The organism is Aeromonas sp. 604176, assembly GCF_049170755.1.
In the GTDB taxonomy this organism is placed as follows: domain Bacteria; phylum Pseudomonadota; class Gammaproteobacteria; order Enterobacterales; family Aeromonadaceae; genus Aeromonas; species Aeromonas veronii_A.
On the sequence record NZ_JAAKNE010000008.1, the window covers coordinates 41,144 to 62,756 of the forward strand.

Consider the following 21,613-nt stretch of genomic DNA (forward strand, 5'->3'; position numbering starts at 1 on the left):
ATGAAACTGACAAAACGTGCCGAGCAGCCCCGCGCGGGCGAGCAGGGCAATGATACTGTTCGCGGTCAGGGGCTGACCCGTCGCGCCTTTATGGTCAACTCGGGTCTGGTGGCCGGTGGCGCCGTGGCCGCCGGTTGGCTGGCGCCAGCCATGATGCAGCGGGCCGAGGCCAAAACAGTGGCGGCCGAGGTGCCGGTCGAGGTGAAGCGCACCATCTGCTCCCACTGCTCGGTGGGCTGCGGCGTTTATGCCGAGGTGCAAAACGGCGTCTGGACCGGTCAGGAGCCGGCCTTTGATCACCCCTTCAACCTTGGCGGTCACTGCGCCAAGGGGGCGGCCCTGCGCGAGCACGGTCACGGTGAGCGTCGCCTCAAGTACCCGATGAAGCTGGTGGGCGGCAAGTGGCAGCGCATCAGCTGGGATCAGGCCATCGAAGAGGTGGGCAACGAGGTGCTGCGCCTGCGCAAGGAGTCCGGCCCCGACAGCGTCTACTGGCTCGGCTCTGCCAAGCACTCCAACGAGCAGGCCTACCTGTTTCGCAAGATGGCCTCCCTGTGGGGCACCAACAACGTGGATCACCAGGCGCGCATCTGCCACTCCACCACGGTTGCTGGCGTAGCCAATACCTGGGGCTACGGCGCCATGACCAACAGCCTGAACGACATGCACAACAGCAAGTCGATCATGTTTATCGGCTCCAACCCGGCGGAGGCCCACCCGGTCGCCATGCAGCACATCCTGCTGGCGAAAGAGCGCAACGGTTGCAAGATCCTGGTGGTCGACCCGCGCCGCACCCGCACCGCCGCCAAGGCGGACATGTACCTCTCCCTGCGTCCGGGCACCGACGTCGCCTTTATCTGGGGCATGCTCTGGCACATCTTCAAGAACGGCTGGGAAGACAAGGAGTTTATCCGTACCCGCGTCTATGGCATGGACGAGGTGCAAAAAGAGGTGGCGCGCTGGACCCCGGCGGAAGTTGAGCGGGTAACCGGCCTCAACGAACAGCAGGTCTATGGCGCAGCCAAGCTGCTGGCCGACAACCGCCCCGGCTGCGTGGTCTGGTGCATGGGCGGCACCCAGCACACCACCGGCAACAACAACACCCGCGCTTACTGCATCCTCGAACTGGCCCTCGGCAACGTGGGCAAGAGCGGGGCGGGCACCAACATCTTCCGTGGCCACGACAACGTGCAGGGTGCCACCGACTTTGGCGTCACCTCCGACTCTCTGCCCGGTTACTACGGGCTGGAAGAGGGCTCCTGGAAGCACTGGGCCCGGGTGTGGGATGTCGATTACGAGTGGATCAAGGCGCGCTTCGACAACAAGGCCTACAACGGCAAGCTGCCGATGAACAACAACGGCATTCCGGTCTCCCGCTGGGTGGACGGGGTGCTGGAGAATGCCGATCTGATCGAGCAGGGCTCCAACATCCGCGCCATGTTCTACTGGGGTCATGCGGTCAACTCCCAGACCCGCGGCCCCGAGATGAAGAAGGCGATGCAAAAGCTCGACATGATGGTGATTGTCGACCCGTATCCCACCGTCGCCTCGGTGATGAACGATCGCACCGACGGCGTCTACCTGCTGCCGGCCACCACCCAGTTCGAGACCTATGGTTCCGTCACCGCCACCAACCGCTCCATGCAGTGGCGCGACAAGGTGATTGAGCCCCTGTTCGAATCCAAGGTCGACCACGAGATCATGTATCTCCTGAGCAAGAAGCTCGGCTTTGCCGACCAGCTGTTCAAACACATCAAGGTGGAGAACAACCAGCCACTGCTGGAAGACATCACCCGTGAATACAACCGCGGTATGTGGAGCGTGGGCTACACCGGCCAGAGCCCGGAGCGGCTCAAGGCACACCAGCAGAACTGGCACACCTTCCACAAGACCAACCTCAAGGCCGAAGGCGGCCCGGTCAGCGGCGAAGTGTATGGTCTGCCCTGGCCCTGCTGGGGCACCCCTGAGATGAAGCACCCCGGCAGCCATATCCTCTACGACACCAGTATTCCGGTCTCGGAAGGGGGTGGCGGTTTCCGCGCCCGCTTCGGCATCGAGTATCAGGGCGTCTCGCTGCTCGCCGAAGACTCCTGGCCGAAAGGGAGCGAGGTGGAAGACGGTTATCCCGAGATCACCGCCGACTTGATGAAACAGCTCGGCTGGTGGGATGAGCTGACCGAGGCCGAGAAGAAAGAGGCCGAGGGCAAGAACTGGAAGACCGATCTCTCCGGCGGTATCCAGCGGGTCGCCATCAAGCACGGCTTCGTCCCTTACGGCAACGCCAAGGCGCGCTGCGTGGTGTGGACCTTCCCGGATCAGGTGCCCAAGCACCGCGAGCCGCTCTACACCCCGCGCCGCGACTTGCTGGCCGACTACGCCACCTGGCCTGATTCGAAGAGCCTGTGGCGCTTGCCGACCCAGTACGCCTCGGTGCAGGAGAAGGATGTCAGCAAGGAGTTCCCCATCATCCTCACCTCCGGCCGTCTGGTCGAATACGAGGGGGGCGGCGACGAGACCCGCTCCAACCCCTGGCTGGCTGAATTGCAGCAGGAGATGTTCGTCGAGATGAACCCAGCGGATGCCAATGACGTCGGCGTGCGCGACGGTCAGGATGTGTGGGTCGAGGGGCCGGAAGGGGGCCGGGTCAAGGTGAAGGCGCTGGTGACCCCGCGGGTCAAACCGGGGCTCGCCTTTATGCCGTTCCACTTCGGCGGCCACTTCGAGGGCAAGGATCTGCGATCCAAGTATCCGGAAGGGTCTGACCCCTATGTGCTGGGGGAGTCGGTCAACATAGTCACCACCTATGGTTATGACCCGGTCACCCAGATGCAGGAGACCAAGGTCACCCTGTGCCGTTTTCGCAAAGTAGGAGCCTGATCCCATGGCCAGAATGAAATTCATGTGTGACACAAAGCGCTGCATCGAATGCAACGGCTGTGTGACGGCGTGCAAGAACGAGAACGACGATGCCCTGGAGTGGGGCATCCAGCGCCGCCGGGTGGTGACCCTCAACGACGGCCTACCGGGGGAGACCTCCATCTCGGTCGCCTGCATGCACTGCACCGATGCCCCCTGCATGGCGGTCTGCCCGGCCGACTGCTTCTATCACACCGACGACGGCATAGTGCTGCACAACAAGGATCTCTGCATCGGTTGCGGCTACTGCCTATTTGCCTGCCCGTTCGGGGCGCCCCAGTTCCCGAAGACCGCCGCCTTTGGCGATCGGGGCAAGATGGACAAGTGCACATTCTGCGCCGGTGGCCCGGAAGAGGATCACAGCGAAGCGGAGCGCCAGAAGTACGGTGCCAACCGCATCGCCGAAGGCAAGCTGCCGATGTGTGCCGAGCTCTGCTCCACCAAGGCGCTGCTGGCGGGGGATGCGCAGGTGATCTCCGACATCTTCCGCGAGCGGGTTGCCTATCGCGGTGCCAAGGATGCGGCTTGGGGTAATGGCGATGAGCTGTTCCACGATGCCAGCAAGCTGAACAAGCAGGGAGGGGCGGCATGAAAACCTGGCTAATGGCCCTGTTTGCGGCCCTGCTGCTGGTGAGTACCGCAAGTTTCGCCGATGCCGAGAAAGAGGCGGTCGGCTTTGCCGGCGCCGATTATTGGCGTGCGGTGAAGGATGGGCAGGAGGGGGTGACCACCTCCCGCTCGCCGGAGCACGGGGTGCTTATCTCGGTGCCGGGTCAGCTCTGGTTCGAGGTGAAGACCAAGTGGGTGTCGCCGCTCGGTGCCATCGCCATTTTCGGGTCGCTCGCCATGTGTGGCCTGATGTATCTGGTGGTGGGGCAGACCAAGCTCTCCAAACCGCGCACCGGGCGCAAGCTCAAGCGCTGGAGTCGGCTGGATCGGGCGCTGCACTGGACCACGGCGGCCATGTTCCTGACCCTCTCCGGGTCGGGGCTGGCCATCATCTACGGCAAGTACTTCATCAAGCCGGTGGTGAGCCTCGGGGTGTGGGAGAACTGGATCTGGTTTGCCAAGGTGTTCCACAACTATATGGGGCCGCTCTTCTTCCTCTGCCTGATGGGGGTACTCATCAAGTGGTTCCGCCACAACATCGTCAATATGGTGGATGTGCAGTGGTTCATGAAGTTTGGCGGCATGCTCGGTAAGCACAAGGGAAGTCACCCCTCGGCGGGCTTCTCCAACGGCGGCGAGAAGGCGATCTTCTGGCTACTGATCTGGTTTGGCGGCATCGTCGTGGCGACCGGGCTGTTCCTCGACTTCCCCATCTTCGGCCAGCTGCGCCGTCAGATGGAGTGGGCCAGCTTTATCCATATCGTAGGCGCCTTGATCCTTATCTGCGGCTTTATCTTCCATATCTACATGGGTCTGTTCCAGCTGGAAGGGGCGCTGGAGGGGATGGTGACCGGCGAGGTGGACGAGACCTGGGCCAAGGAGCACCACGACCTCTGGTATGAAGAGGTGAAACACACTCTCGATGAGCCCAAGGCGGGCAAATCAAGCTGATGGTCGACAAAGAGTAAAGAGAAGGGGCGCTGCGGCGCCCCTTTTGATGGCGGGTCGATCGTGATGGCAAATTGATTGAGCGATGCCGCAAACGGCGATGGTTTTTTGGGCCACCTTGAGCAACAGTAACAGGGGTTCCATTCACACAAGGGATGACAAATGATGAGAAAAGCATGGCTGGCAGCGGTATGTGCATCTGCGCTATTCGGTGGTATTGCGGGCGTGGCGCATGCGGCTGACGGGATCAAGACCCAGCAGGTGCAGTTCAAGAAGGGGGAGTCAGGGGCAACCATCAACGGCACCATTCAAGGTAGCCAGACCCTCGATTACAAGCTGACGGCCAACAAGGGCCAGAGCATGGTGGTGATCCTGACCGGCAAGCCCTACTTCAATATTCTGCCGCCGGGCAGCAAGGGGGAGGCGATGTTTATCGGCTCTACGGAAGGGAACAACTTTGAGGCAACCCTGCCCGCCAAGGGCACTTATACCATTCGGGTCTACCAGATGGGGGCGGCCGAGAGCAGCAAGGCCAAGACGCCGTTCAAGCTGGAAGTGGGCATCAGCGGCTAATGCCAGCAGCTGACAAGCATCACAGAGGTGGCGGCCACAAAGGGCCGCCACCGTTGTTTTATCCCCTCTGTTTTTGCCTCGCCAAGGTTAATAGCCCCCCCGGGCCAGCCGTTCGAAGTAGCGCTTATAACGTCCGCTGGCGATGGCCTGCTGCAACTGCTGATTGAACTGATCCCGCAGTTTGGCTGAATCCGGCATTTTGCGCGGGAACATCACGAAGCTGTCGTTGCGCAGAAAAGGGGTCTGACTGTGGGTGATGAGTGCCGCGCTGGCGGGGTCGAGCTGGCTCTGCAACTCGGCCAGACCGACTCGCAGCTCTTGCGGATAGAGGTCGATCCGCCCGCGCAGCAGCTTGCCGAAATTCTGTTTCACGTCGGTGACTTTCTGTTGGGTTACCTTGCCATCGACCACCATCTTGTCCAGATCTGGCCCGTAGCTATAGGCGATATCGCCCCCCAACCGCATGCCGATGATCTGCTCAAGGCGCTCGGCTTGCAGCTGCCGTGATTTGAGGGAGAAGAAGACAAACTGCTCCTGCAGCACCGCTTCGCTGAACAGAAAATCCTGCTCCCGCTCCGGTTTGTGCATCCAGACGGCGGTGGCGTCGTAGAGCTGGCTGTTGGCCGCCAGCGAATAGACCCGGCCCCAGGGGGCGAAGTGGAACTTCACCTCATAGCCCGCCTCCTTGAACAGATCGCTGATAAGGTGGGCCACGGGACCGTGCTGTTTTGACTGCTCGGAGACGAAAGGGGGCCATTCACCCACGATGATGTTCAGTTCTCTCCCTTGTGCGGCGAGAGCTGACTGGCAGGCAAGCAGTTGTGACAGGGCAAGGAGCAGTATCAGACGCATGGCGAGAGGAGGCAAAAGCTGGCTGAAAAAGTCGAGGGCATCAGGTCACTCCCGGCTGCGGCATGGTGAAACGTTGCGGAATTGATCGCAATGCTAGCATGAGTCTCATTCCTCTCCGTGGATATTTATCACTCGGGGAGCGAGATGAGCGGATTTTGGCCACAGGGTATGCCCAAGCTCACAAAACCGATCGAGTAAACGTCATATGATTGATTTCATTATGAGTCTTGCTCTCCTGCCGAACGGCAATTTCACGTAAATCAAAGAGAATGACTATGGCTACCGGACAATATCTGCTGTGGAAAGATGCACAGGGAGAGGATTTTCGCCCCGTTGCACTGACCGGCACTGATCTGCTTAACAATCGATACCTCAACAAGGGCACGGCCTTTACCGAACAGGAGCGGGCCGATTTTGATCTCGATGGTTTGCTGCCGCCTCAGGTACAAACCTTTGAAGCCCAGCTCGAGCGAGTGTATGAGGGGTTCAAGAGCGCTTGCAGCGATATCGAGAAGTACCAGAACCTGCGTGCTCTGCAGGATCGCAACGAGACTCTCTTCTATGCCCTGTTGTCACGCCATGTGGAGGAGATGACTCCCTACATCTATACCCCGACCGTGGGCAAGGCGTGCCAGGAGTTCAGCCACCGCTTCCAGAAGCCGCGCGGCCTCTACATCACCCCGGACAACGTAGATGATATGGGCAGTCAGGCCCGTCACTTCGATGCCAAATCGATCCGCATCATAGTCGTCACCGACAGCCAGGGCATTCTGGGGATCGGCGACCAGGGTGTTGGTGGCATGGGGATCCCCATCGGCAAGCTGGCGCTCTATACCCTTGGGGCCGGTATTCACCCCGCCTGCTGCATGCCCATCGCGCTGGATGTGGGCACCGACAACCAGAAACTGCTCGATGATCCCATGTATCTGGGCCGCCCCCACAAGCGTATTCGTGGCAAGGAGTACGAAGAGTTCATCGACAAGTTCGTGCAGGGGGTCAAGCGTCACTTCCCCAACGCCGTGCTGCAGTGGGAAGACTTCAGCAAATCCAACGCCTTCAACAATCTGGCCCGCTACCAGCAGGCACTGCCGTCATTCAACGATGACATTCAGGGCACCGGTGCCGTGGTGCTGGCCGGTATCATAGGCGCGGTCAAGGTCAAGGGGGAGACCCTGGGCCAGCAGAACTATCTGGTCTATGGCGCTGGCGCTGGCGGGGTTGGTGTCGCGGATCAGATCTGCGCGGGGATGATCCGTGAGGGGATGGATCCGCAGGCCGCGCGGGATCGCATCTACATCCTGGATACCCAGGGGCTGGTGTGCGACAACCGCGAGGGACTTGACGAGTACAAGCGTCGTTACGCCAAACCGGGGCTGCTGCTGGCAGGCTGGGACACCGAGGTGCCCGGCAAGGCCAATCTTGCCGATGTACTGCGTCATGTGCCCATTACCGTGTTGCTGGGTACCAGTGGCTCGGGCGGTGCCTTCCAGGAAGAACACATCCAGCTGATGCTGCAGCATTGCGAGCGCCCCATGGTGTTCCCGCTCTCCAACCCGACCGCCAACTGTGAAGCGCTGCCGGAGGATATCTACCGCTGGAGCAAGGGCAAGGCGATCGTGGCGACCGGTAGTCCCTTCAAGGACGTGAGCTACGAGGGGCAGGAGTTCCGGGTGGGGCAGGGCAACAACGTCTTTATCTTCCCCGGTGTAGGTCTGGCGGCCATCGTCAGCCAGATCCGCGAGATCAGCCCGGATATCTTCACCACCGCCGCCTTTGCGCTGGCCGAGTGCGTAAGCGAAGAGGATCTGGCCAAGGGAGCCGTCTATCCGCGTATTCGCGAACTGCGCAACATCTCGGTGCATGTGGCCACCGCCGTGCTCAAGGATATCGTGCGTCGGGATCCGTCCCACCCGCTGATCGGGCAGGATCTGCAGCAGCATATCCTCAACCACATGTGGGAGCCGGTTTACCTGCCCTATCGTCGGGTATAACCGCGTATTCACCGCCCCGATAAAGGGTCGGTAAAGATGACAAGGGGGTAGCGCTGCTACCCCCTTTCGTTTACCCCGTGGCATTCACTAAGTTCGCAATGGTCGCCAGCGCCCTTGCTGATTGCGACAGGCGGTATCCTGCCACTGCTGACTGGCCTGGCCGATATAGAGTTGCTCGCGATAGTCGCGACACCACTCCCCGCTGGCATGGCGGAAGGTGCGTAGCGGCGTGACGCTGCCCGAGTGACGATTAGCCGGATTGAACCAGGTGAGGCTCTGCCCTTTGGTACGGGTTTCCAGCGCCTTGGCAAGGGCCTGATTGGCCAGTTGAACATCTGCCTTATCCATCTGATGGTAAAGCGGCGGAGTGTCGACCGTGGCGCAGCCAGTGAGGCCGAGCAGGAGGAGTGGTAACAGATATCGCATCATGGTTGCCCCTGTTGGCGAAAACCGTTGTTGAGCAGCACCCGCTCCTGCTCATCGGTAAGCACTTGCTGGCGATCATCGACCGTGCCGTCACCTCTTAGTTTGTTGCCGTTGGCATCGACAGCATCCACACCGTTGTCATCGACCGTGCCATCACCTCTTAGTTTGTTGCCGTTGGCATCGACAGCATCCACACCGTTGTCATCGATGGTTCCATCCCCCCTGAGCTTGTTGCCGTTGGCATCGACGGCATCTACGCCGTTGTCATCGATGGTGCCATCGCCTCTGAGCTTGTTGCCGTTGGCATCGACGGCATCCACACCGTTGTCATCAACGCCATTGCCAAACCCGCGGCCACCCCCATGGCGTTCTCCCCCTGCATGTTTTTCTCCACCAGCATGCCGTTCACCTCCACCATGCTGCTCTCCGCCGGCATGCTCGCCTTGGCCGCCACTGTCATCGCTGCCCCCATCGCTGCCACCGCCGCTGTCGCTGCCTCCGCCGTTGTTGCTGCCTCCGCCGTTGTTGCTGCCTCCGCCGCTGTTGCTGCCTCCGCCGCTGTTGCTGCCACCGCCGCTGTTGCTGCCTCCGCCGCTGTTGCTGCCTCCGCCGCTGTTGCCACCACCACTGCTGCTGCCCCCACCACTGCTGCCCCCACTGCCACCATCGCCATCTTTGTTGTGAACGATCAGCTCATTGGCGATGTAGCTGTGGCTGCCATCGAGCAGCAGATTGAAGAGTGCGGTAGTGGGAGGCGCCTCGATCCAGCAGAGTGACTCAACCAGCAGTAATTCCGGCTGGGATTGCAGGGCCAGGTTGCCCGTCACCATGACAGGTGCCGGGCGACACATTATCTGCATGCCGGTAAATAGCGGCAGCACTGCCAGTTGCGGGTTTTCGGTTCGTGTCATGGCCGGTGAGATGGCTGCCCAGCCCCGCGTGGTCAGCAGAGGGTGTTCTGCGGTAAAGAACGGGGGCAGATCATTGATCCCGTAGAGTCTGCGTTTGCCCAGTATGACCCGTTCGACCGCCAGGATCCGGTTACTGCCGCCGTGTTGATCCAGCACTCGTTCACCGACCCTGAGCGTCTCTATGGGGCGGGTGGAGCCATCGGCCATCGTGATGCGAGTGCCGGCGATAAAGCAGGACTTGGCATAGGCCTGATTCATTTGCCACTCATTGTGGGCGAAATCATAACTGAACGGGTTCGCAAACAGGGCGAGTGCGATGGCCGAGCCAATAAGCAATCTGCGCTGGCTGGCCTTGAATGAGGGCTGTGACATGGGGACTCCTTGTCCATCTTGATTCACAGGATCCAGTATAGAGCGCCCCCAAGCGGCGGCATTTTTGACTATGAACACAATAAACATGATGGAAAAACGATTGGCGTTCGTCACAATAATGCGTAAAATCGCATACTCGATGCTTGTAGCAACGAATCCCGCCTAAAAAGCCAGTTTCATGCCCTTCCCAAGCAGTAAAAGGTAACAAGTGACGCATTTGTGTTCATTTTGTGCCTTGGAAAAGTCTTGTGATAACTGAAAAGTGATAAATATCCCCATCAGTTATCAAAAAATTAAGGACATCCATGTTTTCCTTAGTCAAGCAAAGTGTCGCCGGGCTGCAAATCCTGTTTGTCGCCTTCGGTGCCATGGTTCTGGTGCCCCTGCTCACCGGACTGAACCCCTCCATGGCCCTGCTTGGCGCCGGTGTGGGCACCCTGTTGTTCCAGCTCTGCACCCGCCGCCAGGTACCGATTTTCCTCGGTTCCAGCTTTGCCTTTATCGCTCCCATCATCTACGCCACCCAGACCTGGGGATTGCCATCCACCATGTTTGGCCTGTTTGCCGCCGGTTTCATGTATTTCATTCTGGCTGCGCTGATCCGGGCAAAAGGGATGGGTTTTGTGCACAAATTGCTGCCCCCGGTGGTGATTGGCCCGGTGATCATGGTGATCGGTCTTTCTGTGGCGCAGGTTGCCTGCAACATGGCGATGGGCCGCGCCGGTAGTGAGCAGGTGGTTCCTGCGGGGACTGCGCTGACGCTGGCCGGTATCTCGCTGGCGGTCACCCTGATTGCAGCTGTGTTCTGCAAGGGGTGGATCAAGCTGATCCCCATCCTGTGCGGCGTGATTGCCGGTTATGTCTCGGCGGTCTTCATGGGCCAGGTGAGTTTCGATGGCATGGTGAACGCCCCCTGGTTGGCGCTGCCCCACTTCGAAACCCCGGAGATCAACTGGGCTGCTGCGTTGTTCATGTTGCCGGTAGCCATCGCCCCCTGTATCGAGCATATCGGTGGCGTGTTGGCGATTGGTGGCGTGACTGGCAAGGATTACACCAAGGATCCGGGTTTGCACCGTACGCTGGCCGGTGACGGCATCGGCGTCTGCTTCGCCGGTTTCATCGGTGGCCCACCCGTGACCACCTACGCCGAAGTGACCGGTGCCGTGATGATCACTCGCAACTTCAATCCGGTCACCATGACCTGGGCTGCGGTGTTTGCCATCATTCTGGCCTTCTTCGGCAAGTTCAATGCGCTGCTCACCTCCATCCCGATGCCGGTGATGGGCGGTATCATGCTGCTGCTGTTCGGATCCATCGCTGCCATCGGTCTCAAGACGCTGGTGGAATCCAAGGTGGATCTGGGACTGTCACGCAATATCGCCATCGTCGCCGTGACTCTGACCGTCGGTGTCGGTGCGCTGGAGATGAAGATTGGCGACTTCGCGCTGGCCGGTGTTGGCCTGGCCTCCGTTGCCGCCATCCTGCTCAACCTGATCCTGCCTGCGCACTCCGAAGAGGGTGTGATGGACGCGGCCAAGGACTGAGTTCCACCAGACGTTGATTGTTGATTTGGAGAAGGCCACCTCGCGGTGGCCTTCTCTTTTTCGGGTATCTCGCGCCACTTTTCTGCTCGGCGGAGCTCGTCTGGAATCTAATTTGGAAGCAGATGAGGGGGTTAGCATTCTCATTTGACGTATCTCTTTTCGTGACCTTAGCTAAAGGACAGGTTTGGCTCTGAGGTCTCCTCGAGCAGTATGGGAAAATGGATGTTGGCGTTTTCTATCATTTCTCTCCCAGACCCTGGTCATTAAACGATGCGCTTCTGCTTCGCCACAGCGCTGTTGTATGGCAGAGGTTTATCCGCCCCCTCCACACTCCCCTCATGCTGCCCTGGCATGTTTCCACCTCGATTTGTCGTGAGCCTCCCCCGCCGATTGCGTTTCGTTGCGCACTGGCAAAATCTGGATCTGTTTGCTGCTGCACATGGGTGGGCGGCGAGCCGTGAAAGCCGGCATGACCCCTGCGGGTCAGATGTGCACCGCCATCGGTAACGGCGGATGTTCAGGGATGAATGGCAAGCAAAGCGAGGTTGCAATGAACTATCAACTGCTGTGGAAAAGTGCAATTTTTTCAGTCTCTTCCATGATGGCGATAAGCGCGGTTCAGGCTGCGCCACTGAACGTGATGACCGAGGATTACCCTCCGTTCAACATGCAGGGGGAGGGGGGCAAGATTGTCGGGCTATCGACCGAGGTGGTCGAAGAGCTGCTCAAGCGTGCCGGCGTCGAATACAAGCTGACCCTGATGCCCTGGAAGCGGGCGTATGAAGATACCCTCAGCACTCCCAACACCGCACTCTACTCCACGACTCGTACCCCGGAGCGTGAGGCGCTGTTTAAATGGGTGGGGCCGCTGGTCAATAACAACTGGGTGTTCTTCTCCAGCTCGACGGCCAATATCACAGTCTCTTCACTGGAAGAGGCCAAGCAGTATTCGGTGGGGGGCTACAACGGTGATGCGGCAGCCGAGTATCTCAAGGCACAGGGATTTGCCAAGTTGCAGCTGGCAGCCAATGACACCGCCAACGTGAAAAAACTGGAGGCCGGTCGTATCGATCTCTGGGCAACCGGCCAGTATCTGGCGCCTTATCTGGCCAGCAAGGAGAAGGTGGCCTCACCCAAGCCGGTCTTCGTGTTCAAGGAAACCCAGATGAGTTTGGCGTTTAACAAGGATACGCCCGATGAACTCATCAACAAGCTCAACGAGGTTCTGGCAGCCATGAAAGCCGACGGCACCATCGAGAAAATCAACGCCAAGTACCAGTAAGTTGTACTGTTCCTGCTGCCGTTAATACCGGGAGGAAGTCATGGATTGGAAAAGTCTGAAGTTCAGGATTGCCGTACTGACTTCCCTCTCGGTGAGTCTGCTATTGGTACTGTTTGGTGGTTATAACTACAGCTCGGTGAGGGAAGAGAGCTACAGCAAACAGGCTCAGCTGGTCGAGCAGGCGATCAAGCGACTGCAGCTCTCCTTACCTGGCCCTTTGTGGAATTATGAGTCGGCCTTTATCGAGGCATCGCTCAAATCCGAGCTGGCGGCCGATATGCTCAGCACACTGCTGGTGGTCAACAAGGAGAAGCTGGTGGCCGGGTTTGCCCGCGATGCAGCGGGCACTATTTCCCCTGTAGCGGCCATACCCGCCGATACGGCGGCCTATGGGGGGTATGATCTGGTCTACGACGACAGCGGCCAGAAAAATACCGTGGCCAGATTGCTGGTCGAAACCAGTGATGCGGCCATTCAGGCCAACTTGCGCCAGCAGTTGATCACCACTGTCTGGCAGATCCTGGTACTTGATATCTGTATCATTGCCTTGTTGATGGTACTCATTCATCGCAATGTGCTGAGACCACTTCATCAGATGAATCTGGCGGTGTTCGATTTGGCCAGGGGAGAGGGGGATCTGACCCGGCGTCTCAAGATCCTCCGTCAGGATGAGATGGGCGCGCTGGCCACCAACATCAATCACTTTATTGCCAAGCTTCAGGAGATGGTGGCCGAAATCAACGAGCTCTCTGCTGGCGTGCTGCAGACCGCGGAACGTTGTGACACCCTTGCGGCGGATACTCGGGGCGCCAGTGATGCCCAGCAACTGGAGCTGGATCAGGTCGCGACTGCCATTACCGAGATGAGCCAGGCGGTGCAGGAGGTGGCAGGTAATGCAGTGAAGACTGCTACGGCGACCGATGAGGCCAACCTTTATGTCGAGCAGGGCTACAATCTGGCCGGTCATGCCAATCAGGCGATTCATCAGCTGGTGGGAGAGGTGGAACGGGTGGCGGGGCTGATGCGCTCCCTCTCTACCGAGAGCAGCAGCATCGGCAATATTATCGAAGTGATCAATGGTATTGCCGAGCAGACCAATCTGCTGGCGCTCAATGCCGCCATCGAGGCGGCGAGGGCTGGGGATCAGGGGCGAGGTTTTGCGGTGGTGGCCGATGAAGTGCGAACCCTCTCGGGGCGCACTCGTCAGTCGACCGAAGAGATCAGTGCCAGCATCAAACGGCTGCAACAGGCGACCCAGAATGTCGGTGCCGGGATGCAGTTGAGCCAGGAGCAGGCCTCTCGTGCGGGAGCCGAAGCCGCCGATGTACAGGTATCGGTGGAGAAAATTAAAAACCAGGTCAGTCTGATCCGCGAGATGAACATGTATATTGCCCAAGCCTCGGAAGAGCAACACTCGGTAGCAGAGGCGGTGAGCCATAGCGTGAACCGGATTGCCACCCTTAATAGCGAGAGCGCGGCCAGGGTGGTGCAAGTGGCTGAAGCCAGCAGCGATTTGCGCCAGCTCTCCGGTCAGCTCGATACCCTGCTCAAGCTGTTTCGGGTCTAGAGAGCACATACGCCCTGCGGGGGATCCTCGGTGCGAGCGGTGGTCGCGATCACGCGCGCAACGGGGGTCGTGGTGTTCTCATATTCTGCCATGCAATCCCGGATCGATATTTTCCCTTTACGGGCCCATGCATGACAGTCTGGAGAGCTGTTGTCTACTCACGACACAGCTTGCACCAGGAACCGGTGAGCTCGCAGTACCCGGTCTCGTCGCCATGCTGCCAGCCAAGCCGATGATAGAAGGCCACGGCCGCCGTATTGCGGGTTGCCACCTTGAGTGATGCCGTGCGGGGATTATTTGCCAGACCATGTTCGAGCAGCGCTCGCCCAATCCCCTGACCATGCCAGTCGCTCGCAACGTACAAATGATGCACAAAGTGATCGGGTTGCCATACGGCGATAAATCCGCAGAGCGTCCCCCCTCGCTCAGCCACCCATATCTCTTCTCCCCGGGTCTGCTCGATAAAGTCATCCAGGTGAAACAGGGAGGGGTCTACCCAGTGAAAGGTTTGTCTGCGGCCTTGTAAAAACAGCTTGGCCAGCGGGGTGATATCACGTTCTTCCATGCGCCTGATCATCATGCTCTCCCAAGGGCGGTCACTGTTCCCTGTTGCACGCGGGCAAGGTTATCTGGGGCAAATGACAAGGGTGTGATTAAGGGCTGTCCAATACATTTGTCATGGGGCTATACTGCCGAAGTCCCCTGTATGGATGGCGTGAGGATTGTTGATTTATGGACAATAAACAGATTGAAGGCAACATTTTTGTTCCGGCTCATATCGATGACGTGTGGCACGCCTGGACGACAGAGAGTGGTCTGCGCAGTTTTCTGGCTCCCGAGTGTTTGATGGTAGCCGAACCGAATGGCCCCTTCGAAATCTACTTCAGGCCGGATGCTCCACTGGGTGAACGGGGCAGTGAAGGGTGCAGGGTCATGGCTGTCATGCCCTATGATTTGCTCAGCTTTAGCTGGAATTTTCCGCCCAGTCTGCCCCATATTCGTCAGCAGAAGACTCAGGTTTGTCTGCGCTTTGTGCCGGAAGGGCAGGGCACTCGCCTCTACTTCCTGCAAACTGGTTGGGCCAATGATCCTGACTGGAATCATGGGTATGCCTACTTTAGGGAAGAGTGGCTGGAGACCAGCCTGCCACGGCTGCAGTACCGCTTTACCCACGGCCCCATCGACTGGAACAACCCGCCCGACAAGGCACAGCTGAAGGCGTTGTCCCAGTAATTTCGGGGCACAGAGATAAAAAAAACCGGCCAAAAGGCCGGTTGAAACAGTTCAGGCTTGTCAGGTGACAAACGTATCCAGCGGATGAGAGTCGCTTTCCACTCCTTGTGAAGTACAACCCTCTTGGTTACGTGCCATTACTATATGCCATCCACACTGAATCGATGCTGAACCACGGATGTTTCAGTTTCACTCCACCTTACAATCAGATGGTAATCCCCATCGACTGGCGCAGGTAAGCGCCAGCGCCGAGCAGGCCAGGCCCTTCATGGGTGATCAGGAATACCGGAATATCCTTGAGGTAGGATTTGAAACGGCCCTTGTCTTCAAAGGCAACCCGGAAACCGGAACTGGTGAAGAACTCCTGGAAGCGCGGCACTATGCCCCCTGCGATATAGACGCCGCCAAAGGTACCCATATTGAGCGCCAGGTTGCCGGCAAAGCGGCCCATCAGCACGCAGAACAGGCTCAGGGTGCGGCGGCAATCCAGACACTCGCCCGCCAGCGCACGTTCGGTAATGTCTTTAGGGGCGAACGGCTCCGGCTCACGACCATCGGATTTCACCAGCCCGCGATAGAGATTGACCAGGCCCGGGCCGGATAAGAAACGCTCGGCCGAGACATGGCCCAGTTCGCCACGCATCACCTGCAGCACCGCATCTTCCTCTTCGGTGTTGGCGGCAAAATCCACATGACCCCCTTCGCCCGGCAGGCTCAACCACTGATCGCCCGCCTTGACCAGATGCGCAACCCCAAGGCCGGTGCCCGCTCCATAGATAGCGATGGGTTTGCCAGCCACCGGTGCGGCGCCGCCCAGCTGGATGCGATCCGATTCGGCCAATACCGGTACCGCCATCGAGACCGCGGTAAAGTCGTTGATTACTTGCAGGCGTGCCAGCCCGAGATTGTTCTGCATCTCGCTGATGGAGAACTCCCAGCTGTGGTTGGTCATGGCGACCCAGTCACCATTGATGGGGCAGGCGATGGCGATGCAGGCTTCAGCCACCTCGACCTTGTGTTCCTCCAGATAGAGGCGAACCACGGCTTCAAGGCTGGGATGGGCCAGACCTGAGTAGGTCTTTGCCTGAGAGATAGTACCGGTGGCCAGCTCACACAGGGCCAGACGCGCATTGGTACCGCCGACATCGCCGACCAGCGCATGGGTATGCTGCATAACAACTCCTTCGTTACAGGATGGGGACGACTGTGGTGTCCCGACATTATTGTTGGATTATGACGGCCCATTCTATCCGAGCTCAGGCTCACTCACCCGCCGGATCGATACAAACGTGCGCCTGCTCACAGTGTTGTTGCTTTGCAACATTTGTAAGCGGTTTCACAGCGAGGTGACGTTTTGTAACGAAAAGTACGAAATAATTAGAGATGAGTCATACTTTGTACGGCAGGCGTTAGTTGCGATAACCGCTTGTCTTGTATAGTCATCAGCTTGATTGGAAACCTGCTTAGCCGTAGATTTAGTGCAAAGACACTGAAGCTAAATTACAAAAACGTCTGGTGGTGATGATGAATACCCTTGATAAAATTACGAACAACCTGGAAAGTTTCAGTAAATCAGAACGCAAGGTTGCCGAGGTGATCCTGGCGTCTCCCCAGACCGCCATCCACTCCAGCATCGCCGCCCTGGCCAAAATGGCCGACGTCAGTGAACCGACCGTCAACCGTTTTTGCCGTCGCCTCGATACCAAAGGCTTCCCCGATTTCAAACTCCATCTGGCCCAGAGCCTGGCCAATGGCACTCCTTACGTCAATCGTCATGTGGAAGCAGAAGACGGCCCCGATACCTACACGGCCAAAATCTTCGAATCCACCATGGCTTGTCTGGATGCCGCCAAGAACAGCCTGGATATCTCGGCCATCAACCGCTGTGTCGATATCCTGACCCAGTCCAAGAAGATAAGCTTCTTTGGTCTTGGCGCCTCCTCAGCCGTTGCCCGCGATGCCCAGAACAAGTTCTTCCGCTTCAATATCCCGGTGGTGAGCTTTGACGATATCGTCATGATGCGCATGAGCTGCATCAACAGCAGCGAAGGAGATGTGGTGGTGCTGATCTCCCATACCGGCCGCACCAAGGCGCTGGTCGAGATCGCCGCGCTGGCGCGCGAGAACGACGCCACCGTCATCGGCATGACCGCCAAGGATTCCCCACTGGCGCGCGAGTGCAACCTGGTGCTCTCCATGGATGTGCCGGAAGATACCGATGTCTACATGCCGATGGCTTCCCGCATCGCGCAGCTGGCGCTGGTGGATGTGCTGGCAACCGGATTTACCCTGCGCCGGGGGATGAAATTTCGTGAAAACCTGAAGAAGGTAAAAGAGGGATTGCGCGAATCCCGCTTTGAAACACCACACTCTTCCTGAATCGTCGGGGGCTTTGGCCCCCGACTGTCTATGCCACCCTCCTTGGTGTAGTCTTGATGTGGTATTGTAACTTAATAACAAAAACCACCCGGATGGTTTGCAAGCGGGTGCATCGAGCCATCGGTTTGATGGGGCAGAATCTCAAGTTATCTCAACTTCATATTGGAGTCTTTCATGCCTAGACGTACAAAGATTGTAACCACACTTGGTCCGGCCACCGACCGCGAAGGGATCCTCGAAGGGATTATCCGCGCTGGTGCCGACATGGTGCGGATGAACTTCTCTCACGGCACTCCTGAAGATCATATCCAGCGCGCCAATCAGGTGCGTGACATTGCTGCCAAGCTCGGCCGCCACGTTGCCATCATGGGTGACCTGCAAGGCCCGAAAATCCGTGTATCCACCTTCAAGGATGGCAAGATCTATCTCGCCATCGGTGACAAGTTCGTGCTGGATGCAGCCCTGGGCAAGGGTGAAGGCTGTCAGGAGCAGGTTGGTATCGACTACAAGAGCCTGCCAAATGATGTGGTGCCGGGTGACATCCTGCTGCTGGACGATGGCCGTGTACAACTGAAAGTCGAGAGCGTGGAAGGCACCCGCATCCATACCACTGTGACCGTGGCGGGCCCGCTCTCCAACAACAAGGGCATCAACAAGAAAGGGGGCGGTCTCTCCGCACCAGCCCTGACCGAGAAAGACAAGGAAGATATCAAGACAGCCGCGCTGATGAACGTGGATTATCTGGCCGTCTCCTTCCCGCGCTGCGGTGATGATCTGCGTTACGCCCGCGAACTGGCTCGCGAAGCTGGCTCCAATGCCAAGATCGTGGCCAAGGTCGAGCGCGCTGAGACCGTCGCCACTGACGAAGCGATGGAAGATATCATCCTCGGCTCTGATGCCGTTATGGTTGCCCGTGGCGATCTGGGCGTCGAGATCGGTGACCCCGAGCTGGTTGGTGTACAGAAGAAGCTGATCCGTCACTCCCGTCGTCTCAACCGTGTGGTGATCACCGCCACCCAGATGATGGAATCGATGATCAACGCGCCGCTGCCGACTCGTGCCGAAGTGATGGACGTCGCCAACGCCGTGCTGGATGGTACCGATGCGGTGATGCTCTCTGCCGAAACAGCAGCCGGTCAGTTCCCCATCGAGACAGTGACCTCCATGGCGAGCGTCTGTGTCGGTGCCGAAAAGCACCCGAGCCTGAACGTCTCCAACCACCGCATGAGCTACACCTTCACCTCGGTGGAAGAGGCGGTTGCCATGTCCACCATGTATGCGGCCAACCACCTGGAAGGGGTCAAGGCGATCGTGGCGCTGACCGAATCGGGCACCACCCCGCTGCTGATGTCCCGTATCAGCTCCGGTTTGCCGATCTTCGCCATGTCGCCGCACAACAAGACGCTGGCCTGGGCCAACCTCTACCGTGGTGTGACCCCGGTGCTGTTCGACGGTGACGAGACCAAACCGGTCTACGAAGTGTGCCGCGACGCGCTGGCCGTGCTCAAGGATAAGGGGCTGCTGCAAAGCGGGGACATGGTACTGCTGACCCACGGTGACAAGATGGAAACCGTCGGCAGTACCAACACCTGCAAGGTGATGATGGTCGAATAAGCCCGTCCGGTTTCACAGTGTTCAACAAGGCTGCTCCTCTCTGATGAGCAGCCTTTTTATTAACGGCTGTCGCGCTTTGGCGGGATAAACAGGACTCAATGATTGCTTAACCGGATTCCCCTTCCGATAATGCGGGAGTGGTTTTCACCGGGTAGCCTGTTGTAGGGGATCGCAGGATAACCCAGACACTCGACAATACGGGAGTGAAAAAATGAACAAGCGTAACTGGTTGCTGGCCCTGTCACTGACGTTGGTGGTGTCACCCAGCCATGCCGACTGGGAGAAACTGAAGGCTGCCGCCGCCGATCTCGGCACCGCCGTGAGTGAGACTGGCAAGGAGGTATGGCAGGACGTCAGCGACTTCTCCAAAAAGAGCTGGGCCTCCATCTCTGCCTGGGGTGAAGAGGCGTTCAACACCGCCGGGGTCTGGACCGACAAGAGCATCGCCACCGGCAAGGAGTGGCTGAAGGTAGCCGACAAGAAGCTCGACGAGATGTTGGAGCCCAAAACCCCGCAAGAGGCGCGGGTGGCGCTCAACACCATGGCCGACACGGCACTGGTGCGCCTGTTCAATGAACAGCCTTCAGCCAAGTTGCTGTTTGACAAGGCGTATGGCTACGCAGTATTCGATTCGCGCAAGTTCTCCCTGATGCTGCATACCAATCAGGGCGCCGGGGTGGCCATCAATCGCAAGAGTGGCAAACACACCTATATGAAGATGTTTGGCGCGGGGCTGGCGGCCGGTATCGGTGGCAAGTTCTATCAGCAGGTGATCCTGTTTGAAGACAAGGCCAGATTCGATGCCTTCGTGACCCAGGGGTGGGAGGCCACCTCAGAAGTGGGTGTGGTAGCTGGCAAGGAGAGCGCCGAGCTGACCGCCAAATACAACGGTGGCATGGCCATCTACCAAATCGGCGAGAAGGGATTGCTGTTCGATGCCAACATCTCCGGCTCCAAATACTGGATCGACAAGGATCTGAGTCAGTAACCATTCAGGCGGTGAGCCCCCCGCATTGGCCCGGCTCACCGTGCGGCAGTTGCAGTCAAAGATCGCCCGCACTCATCCTGCGGGCGTGCTTGTTTGTGGTGGCGTGATGCGGATGTTGGATGGCAAAGCGCCTTTTCCCACGCGAATGCTGGGGACAAAAAGCCATCGCTCCCCTTGGCCGCAATCGGTATAATGCGCGACCCGAATTTTTCCAGGTGTTCAAAATGCAGCCGGTACCCAACCTTTTCTCCTATCCCCGCTATTGGGCCGAGTGCTACGGCACGGCGCCCTTCCTGCCCATGTCCCGCAAAGAGATGGACAAGCTCGGTTGGGACAGCTGCGACGTCATTCTGGTGACGGGGGATGCCTACGTGGATCACCCGAGCTTCGGCATGGCGGTCATCGGCCGCATGCTGGAGGCGCAGGGCTTTCGGGTCGGCATCATCGCCCAGCCGGACTGGTCATCGAAGGATGACTTTATGCGTCTGGGCAAACCGAACCTCTTCTTCGGGGTGACCGCGGGCAACATGGACTCCATGATCAACCGCTACACCTCCGACAAGAAGCTGCGCCACGACGACGCCTACACCCCGGGGGATGTGGGTGGCAAGCGGCCGGATCGCGCCACTCTGGTCTATACCCAGCGCTGCAAGGAGGCCTTCAAGGAGGTGCCGGTGGTCATTGGCGGCATCGAGGCATCCCTGCGCCGTATCGCCCACTACGACTACTGGTCCGAGACCATCCGCCGCTCCATCCTGCTTGATGCCAAGGCCGATATCCTCATCTACGGCAACGCCGAGCGGCCGCTGGTGGAGGTGGCCCACCGCATCGCAGCGGGGGAGACCATCGACACCATGCAGGATATTCGCGGCACCGCCGTTATCCGCAAGGAGCCGCTGCCGGGCTGGAAAGGGGTGGATTCGAGCAAGCTCGACCAGATTGGCCGTATCGATCCCATCATGAACCCCTATATGGAAGGGGCCCCATGCTCGGATGATGCCAGCGACGCGGCGCCTGCCGCGCAGGAAGCCCAACCCGTGCTGGTGCAGCCGCCCAAACCCAAGCCGTGGGAAAAAACCTATGTGAAGTTGCCGGCGTTCGAGCGGGTGAAAGAGGACAAGGTGCTCTACGCCCACGCCTCGCGCATTCTGCACCACGAGACCAACCCCGGCTGCGCCCGCGCTCTGTCGCAAGCTCACGGCGATCGCATCGTCTGGGTCAACCCGCCCGCCTTCCCGCTGGAAACCGAGGAGATGGACGGCGTATTCGGCCTGCCCTACCAGCGGGTGCCGCATCCGGCCTATGGCAACGAGAAGATCCCGGCCTTCGAGATGATCAAGACCTCGGTCAACATCATGCGCGGCTGCTTTGGCGGCTGCTCCTTCTGCTCCATCACCGAGCACGAAGG

General features: G+C 58.9%; 17 protein-coding genes and 1 pseudogene. 13 read left to right on the plus strand and 5 right to left on the minus strand.

All coding sequences use genetic code 11. The annotated features are described in order from the left end of the window. The 4 genes from G5358_RS02765 to G5358_RS02780 all read left to right on the plus strand — a co-directional run bounded on the left by G5358_RS02765 (position 1) and on the right by G5358_RS02780 (position 5,046). Positions 1–2,877, plus strand: coding sequence for a formate dehydrogenase subunit alpha (locus tag G5358_RS02765; protein WP_421323569.1), 2,877 nt, complete (start codon positions 1–3; stop codon positions 2,875–2,877). Between the two features lie 4 nt (positions 2,878–2,881). Continuing rightward, the gene (gene fdh3B, locus G5358_RS02770; protein ID WP_005334799.1) at positions 2,882–3,508 is read left to right on the plus strand and encodes a formate dehydrogenase FDH3 subunit beta; all 627 of its coding nucleotides are present in this window, start codon (positions 2,882–2,884) and stop codon (positions 3,506–3,508) included. Beyond that, positions 3,505–4,476, plus strand: coding sequence for a formate dehydrogenase subunit gamma (locus tag G5358_RS02775; RefSeq protein WP_216953131.1), 972 nt, complete (start codon positions 3,505–3,507; stop codon positions 4,474–4,476). Before fdh3B ends, G5358_RS02775 begins: the two co-directional genes overlap by 4 nt. Positions 4,477–4,635: 159 nt before the next feature. Then, positions 4,636–5,046 carry a DNA breaking-rejoining protein gene (locus tag G5358_RS02780; protein ID WP_288729494.1) on the plus strand — a complete coding sequence of 137 codons (411 nt, stop codon included), beginning with the start codon at positions 4,636–4,638 and terminating at the stop codon, positions 5,044–5,046. Between the two features lie 87 nt (positions 5,047–5,133). On the opposite strand, the gene G5358_RS02785 is transcribed toward G5358_RS02780, so the two are convergent. After that, positions 5,134–5,898 carry a substrate-binding periplasmic protein gene (locus tag G5358_RS02785; RefSeq protein WP_216953132.1) on the minus strand — a complete coding sequence of 255 codons (765 nt, stop codon included), beginning with the start codon at positions 5,896–5,898 and terminating at the stop codon, positions 5,134–5,136. Positions 5,899–6,173: 275 nt separating this feature from the next. On the opposite strand from G5358_RS02785, the gene G5358_RS02790 reads away from it, so the two are divergent. After that, positions 6,174–7,889 carry an NAD-dependent malic enzyme gene (locus tag G5358_RS02790; protein ID WP_421323570.1) on the plus strand — a complete coding sequence of 572 codons (1,716 nt, stop codon included), beginning with the start codon at positions 6,174–6,176 and terminating at the stop codon, positions 7,887–7,889. 87 nt (positions 7,890–7,976) lie between these two features. On the opposite strand, the gene G5358_RS02795 is transcribed toward G5358_RS02790, so the two are convergent. Both G5358_RS02795 and G5358_RS02800 read right to left on the minus strand, forming a co-directional pair. Then, positions 7,977–8,318 carry an RT0821/Lpp0805 family surface protein gene (locus tag G5358_RS02795; protein ID WP_216953134.1) on the minus strand — a complete coding sequence of 114 codons (342 nt, stop codon included), beginning with the start codon at positions 8,316–8,318 and terminating at the stop codon, positions 7,977–7,979. After that, positions 8,315–9,598 (minus strand): hypothetical protein, encoded by a 1,284-nt coding sequence (locus G5358_RS02800; protein WP_421323571.1) that lies wholly within the window; start codon positions 9,596–9,598, stop codon positions 8,315–8,317. The genes G5358_RS02795 and G5358_RS02800 overlap by 4 nt, the downstream gene beginning before the upstream one ends. A gap of 305 nt (positions 9,599–9,903) precedes the next feature. Between G5358_RS02800 and G5358_RS02805 the strand changes: the two genes are divergently transcribed. The 3 genes from G5358_RS02805 (at position 9,904) to G5358_RS02815 (ending at position 13,991) form a co-directional block, all read left to right on the plus strand. Beyond that, positions 9,904–11,142, plus strand: coding sequence for a uracil-xanthine permease family protein (locus G5358_RS02805; protein WP_005334784.1), 1,239 nt, complete (start codon positions 9,904–9,906; stop codon positions 11,140–11,142). A 550-nt stretch (positions 11,143–11,692) separates the two neighbouring features. Further along, positions 11,693–12,424: a substrate-binding periplasmic protein gene (locus tag G5358_RS02810; protein WP_227342193.1), complete on the plus strand. Its 732-nt coding sequence runs from the start codon at positions 11,693–11,695 to the stop codon at positions 12,422–12,424. Between the two features lie 40 nt (positions 12,425–12,464). After that, positions 12,465–13,991 (plus strand): methyl-accepting chemotaxis protein, encoded by a 1,527-nt coding sequence (locus tag G5358_RS02815; protein ID WP_421203055.1) that lies wholly within the window; start codon positions 12,465–12,467, stop codon positions 13,989–13,991. Positions 13,992–14,145: 154 nt separating this feature from the next. Here G5358_RS02815 and G5358_RS02820 read toward each other — a convergent pair whose 3' ends face one another. Beyond that, positions 14,146–14,568 (minus strand): GNAT family N-acetyltransferase, encoded by a 423-nt coding sequence (locus G5358_RS02820; RefSeq protein ID WP_421323573.1) that lies wholly within the window; start codon positions 14,566–14,568, stop codon positions 14,146–14,148. A gap of 155 nt (positions 14,569–14,723) precedes the next feature. Here G5358_RS02820 and G5358_RS02825 point away from each other — a divergent pair, with 155 nt between their 5' ends. Then, positions 14,724–15,224 (plus strand): SRPBCC family protein, encoded by a 501-nt coding sequence (locus G5358_RS02825; RefSeq protein WP_421254481.1) that lies wholly within the window; start codon positions 14,724–14,726, stop codon positions 15,222–15,224. Positions 15,225–15,429: 205 nt separating this feature from the next. On the opposite strand, the pseudogene glk reads toward G5358_RS02825, so the two are convergent. Then, positions 15,430–16,401: pseudogene (gene glk, locus G5358_RS02830) on the minus strand (glucokinase); the annotation flags it as partial. Positions 16,402–16,745: 344 nt separating this feature from the next. On the opposite strand from glk, the gene G5358_RS02835 reads away from it, so the two are divergent. The 4 genes from G5358_RS02835 to G5358_RS02850 all read left to right on the plus strand — a co-directional run. Further along, positions 16,746–17,603 (plus strand): MurR/RpiR family transcriptional regulator, encoded by an 858-nt coding sequence (locus G5358_RS02835; RefSeq protein WP_005347620.1) that lies wholly within the window; start codon positions 16,746–16,748, stop codon positions 17,601–17,603. A 174-nt stretch (positions 17,604–17,777) separates the two neighbouring features. After that, on the plus strand, positions 17,778–19,217 hold the full coding sequence (gene pyk / locus G5358_RS02840; protein WP_266134250.1) for a pyruvate kinase: 1,440 nt from the start codon (positions 17,778–17,780) through the stop codon (positions 19,215–19,217). A 211-nt stretch (positions 19,218–19,428) separates the two neighbouring features. Next, positions 19,429–20,205: a beta cell expansion factor BefA gene (gene befA / locus G5358_RS02845; RefSeq protein WP_005347598.1), complete on the plus strand. Its 777-nt coding sequence runs from the start codon at positions 19,429–19,431 to the stop codon at positions 20,203–20,205. Positions 20,206–20,429: 224 nt separating this feature from the next. After that, the coding region (locus tag G5358_RS02850) for a YgiQ family radical SAM protein (protein ID WP_421323572.1) at positions 20,430–21,613 on the plus strand (1,184 nt) is incomplete at its 3' end.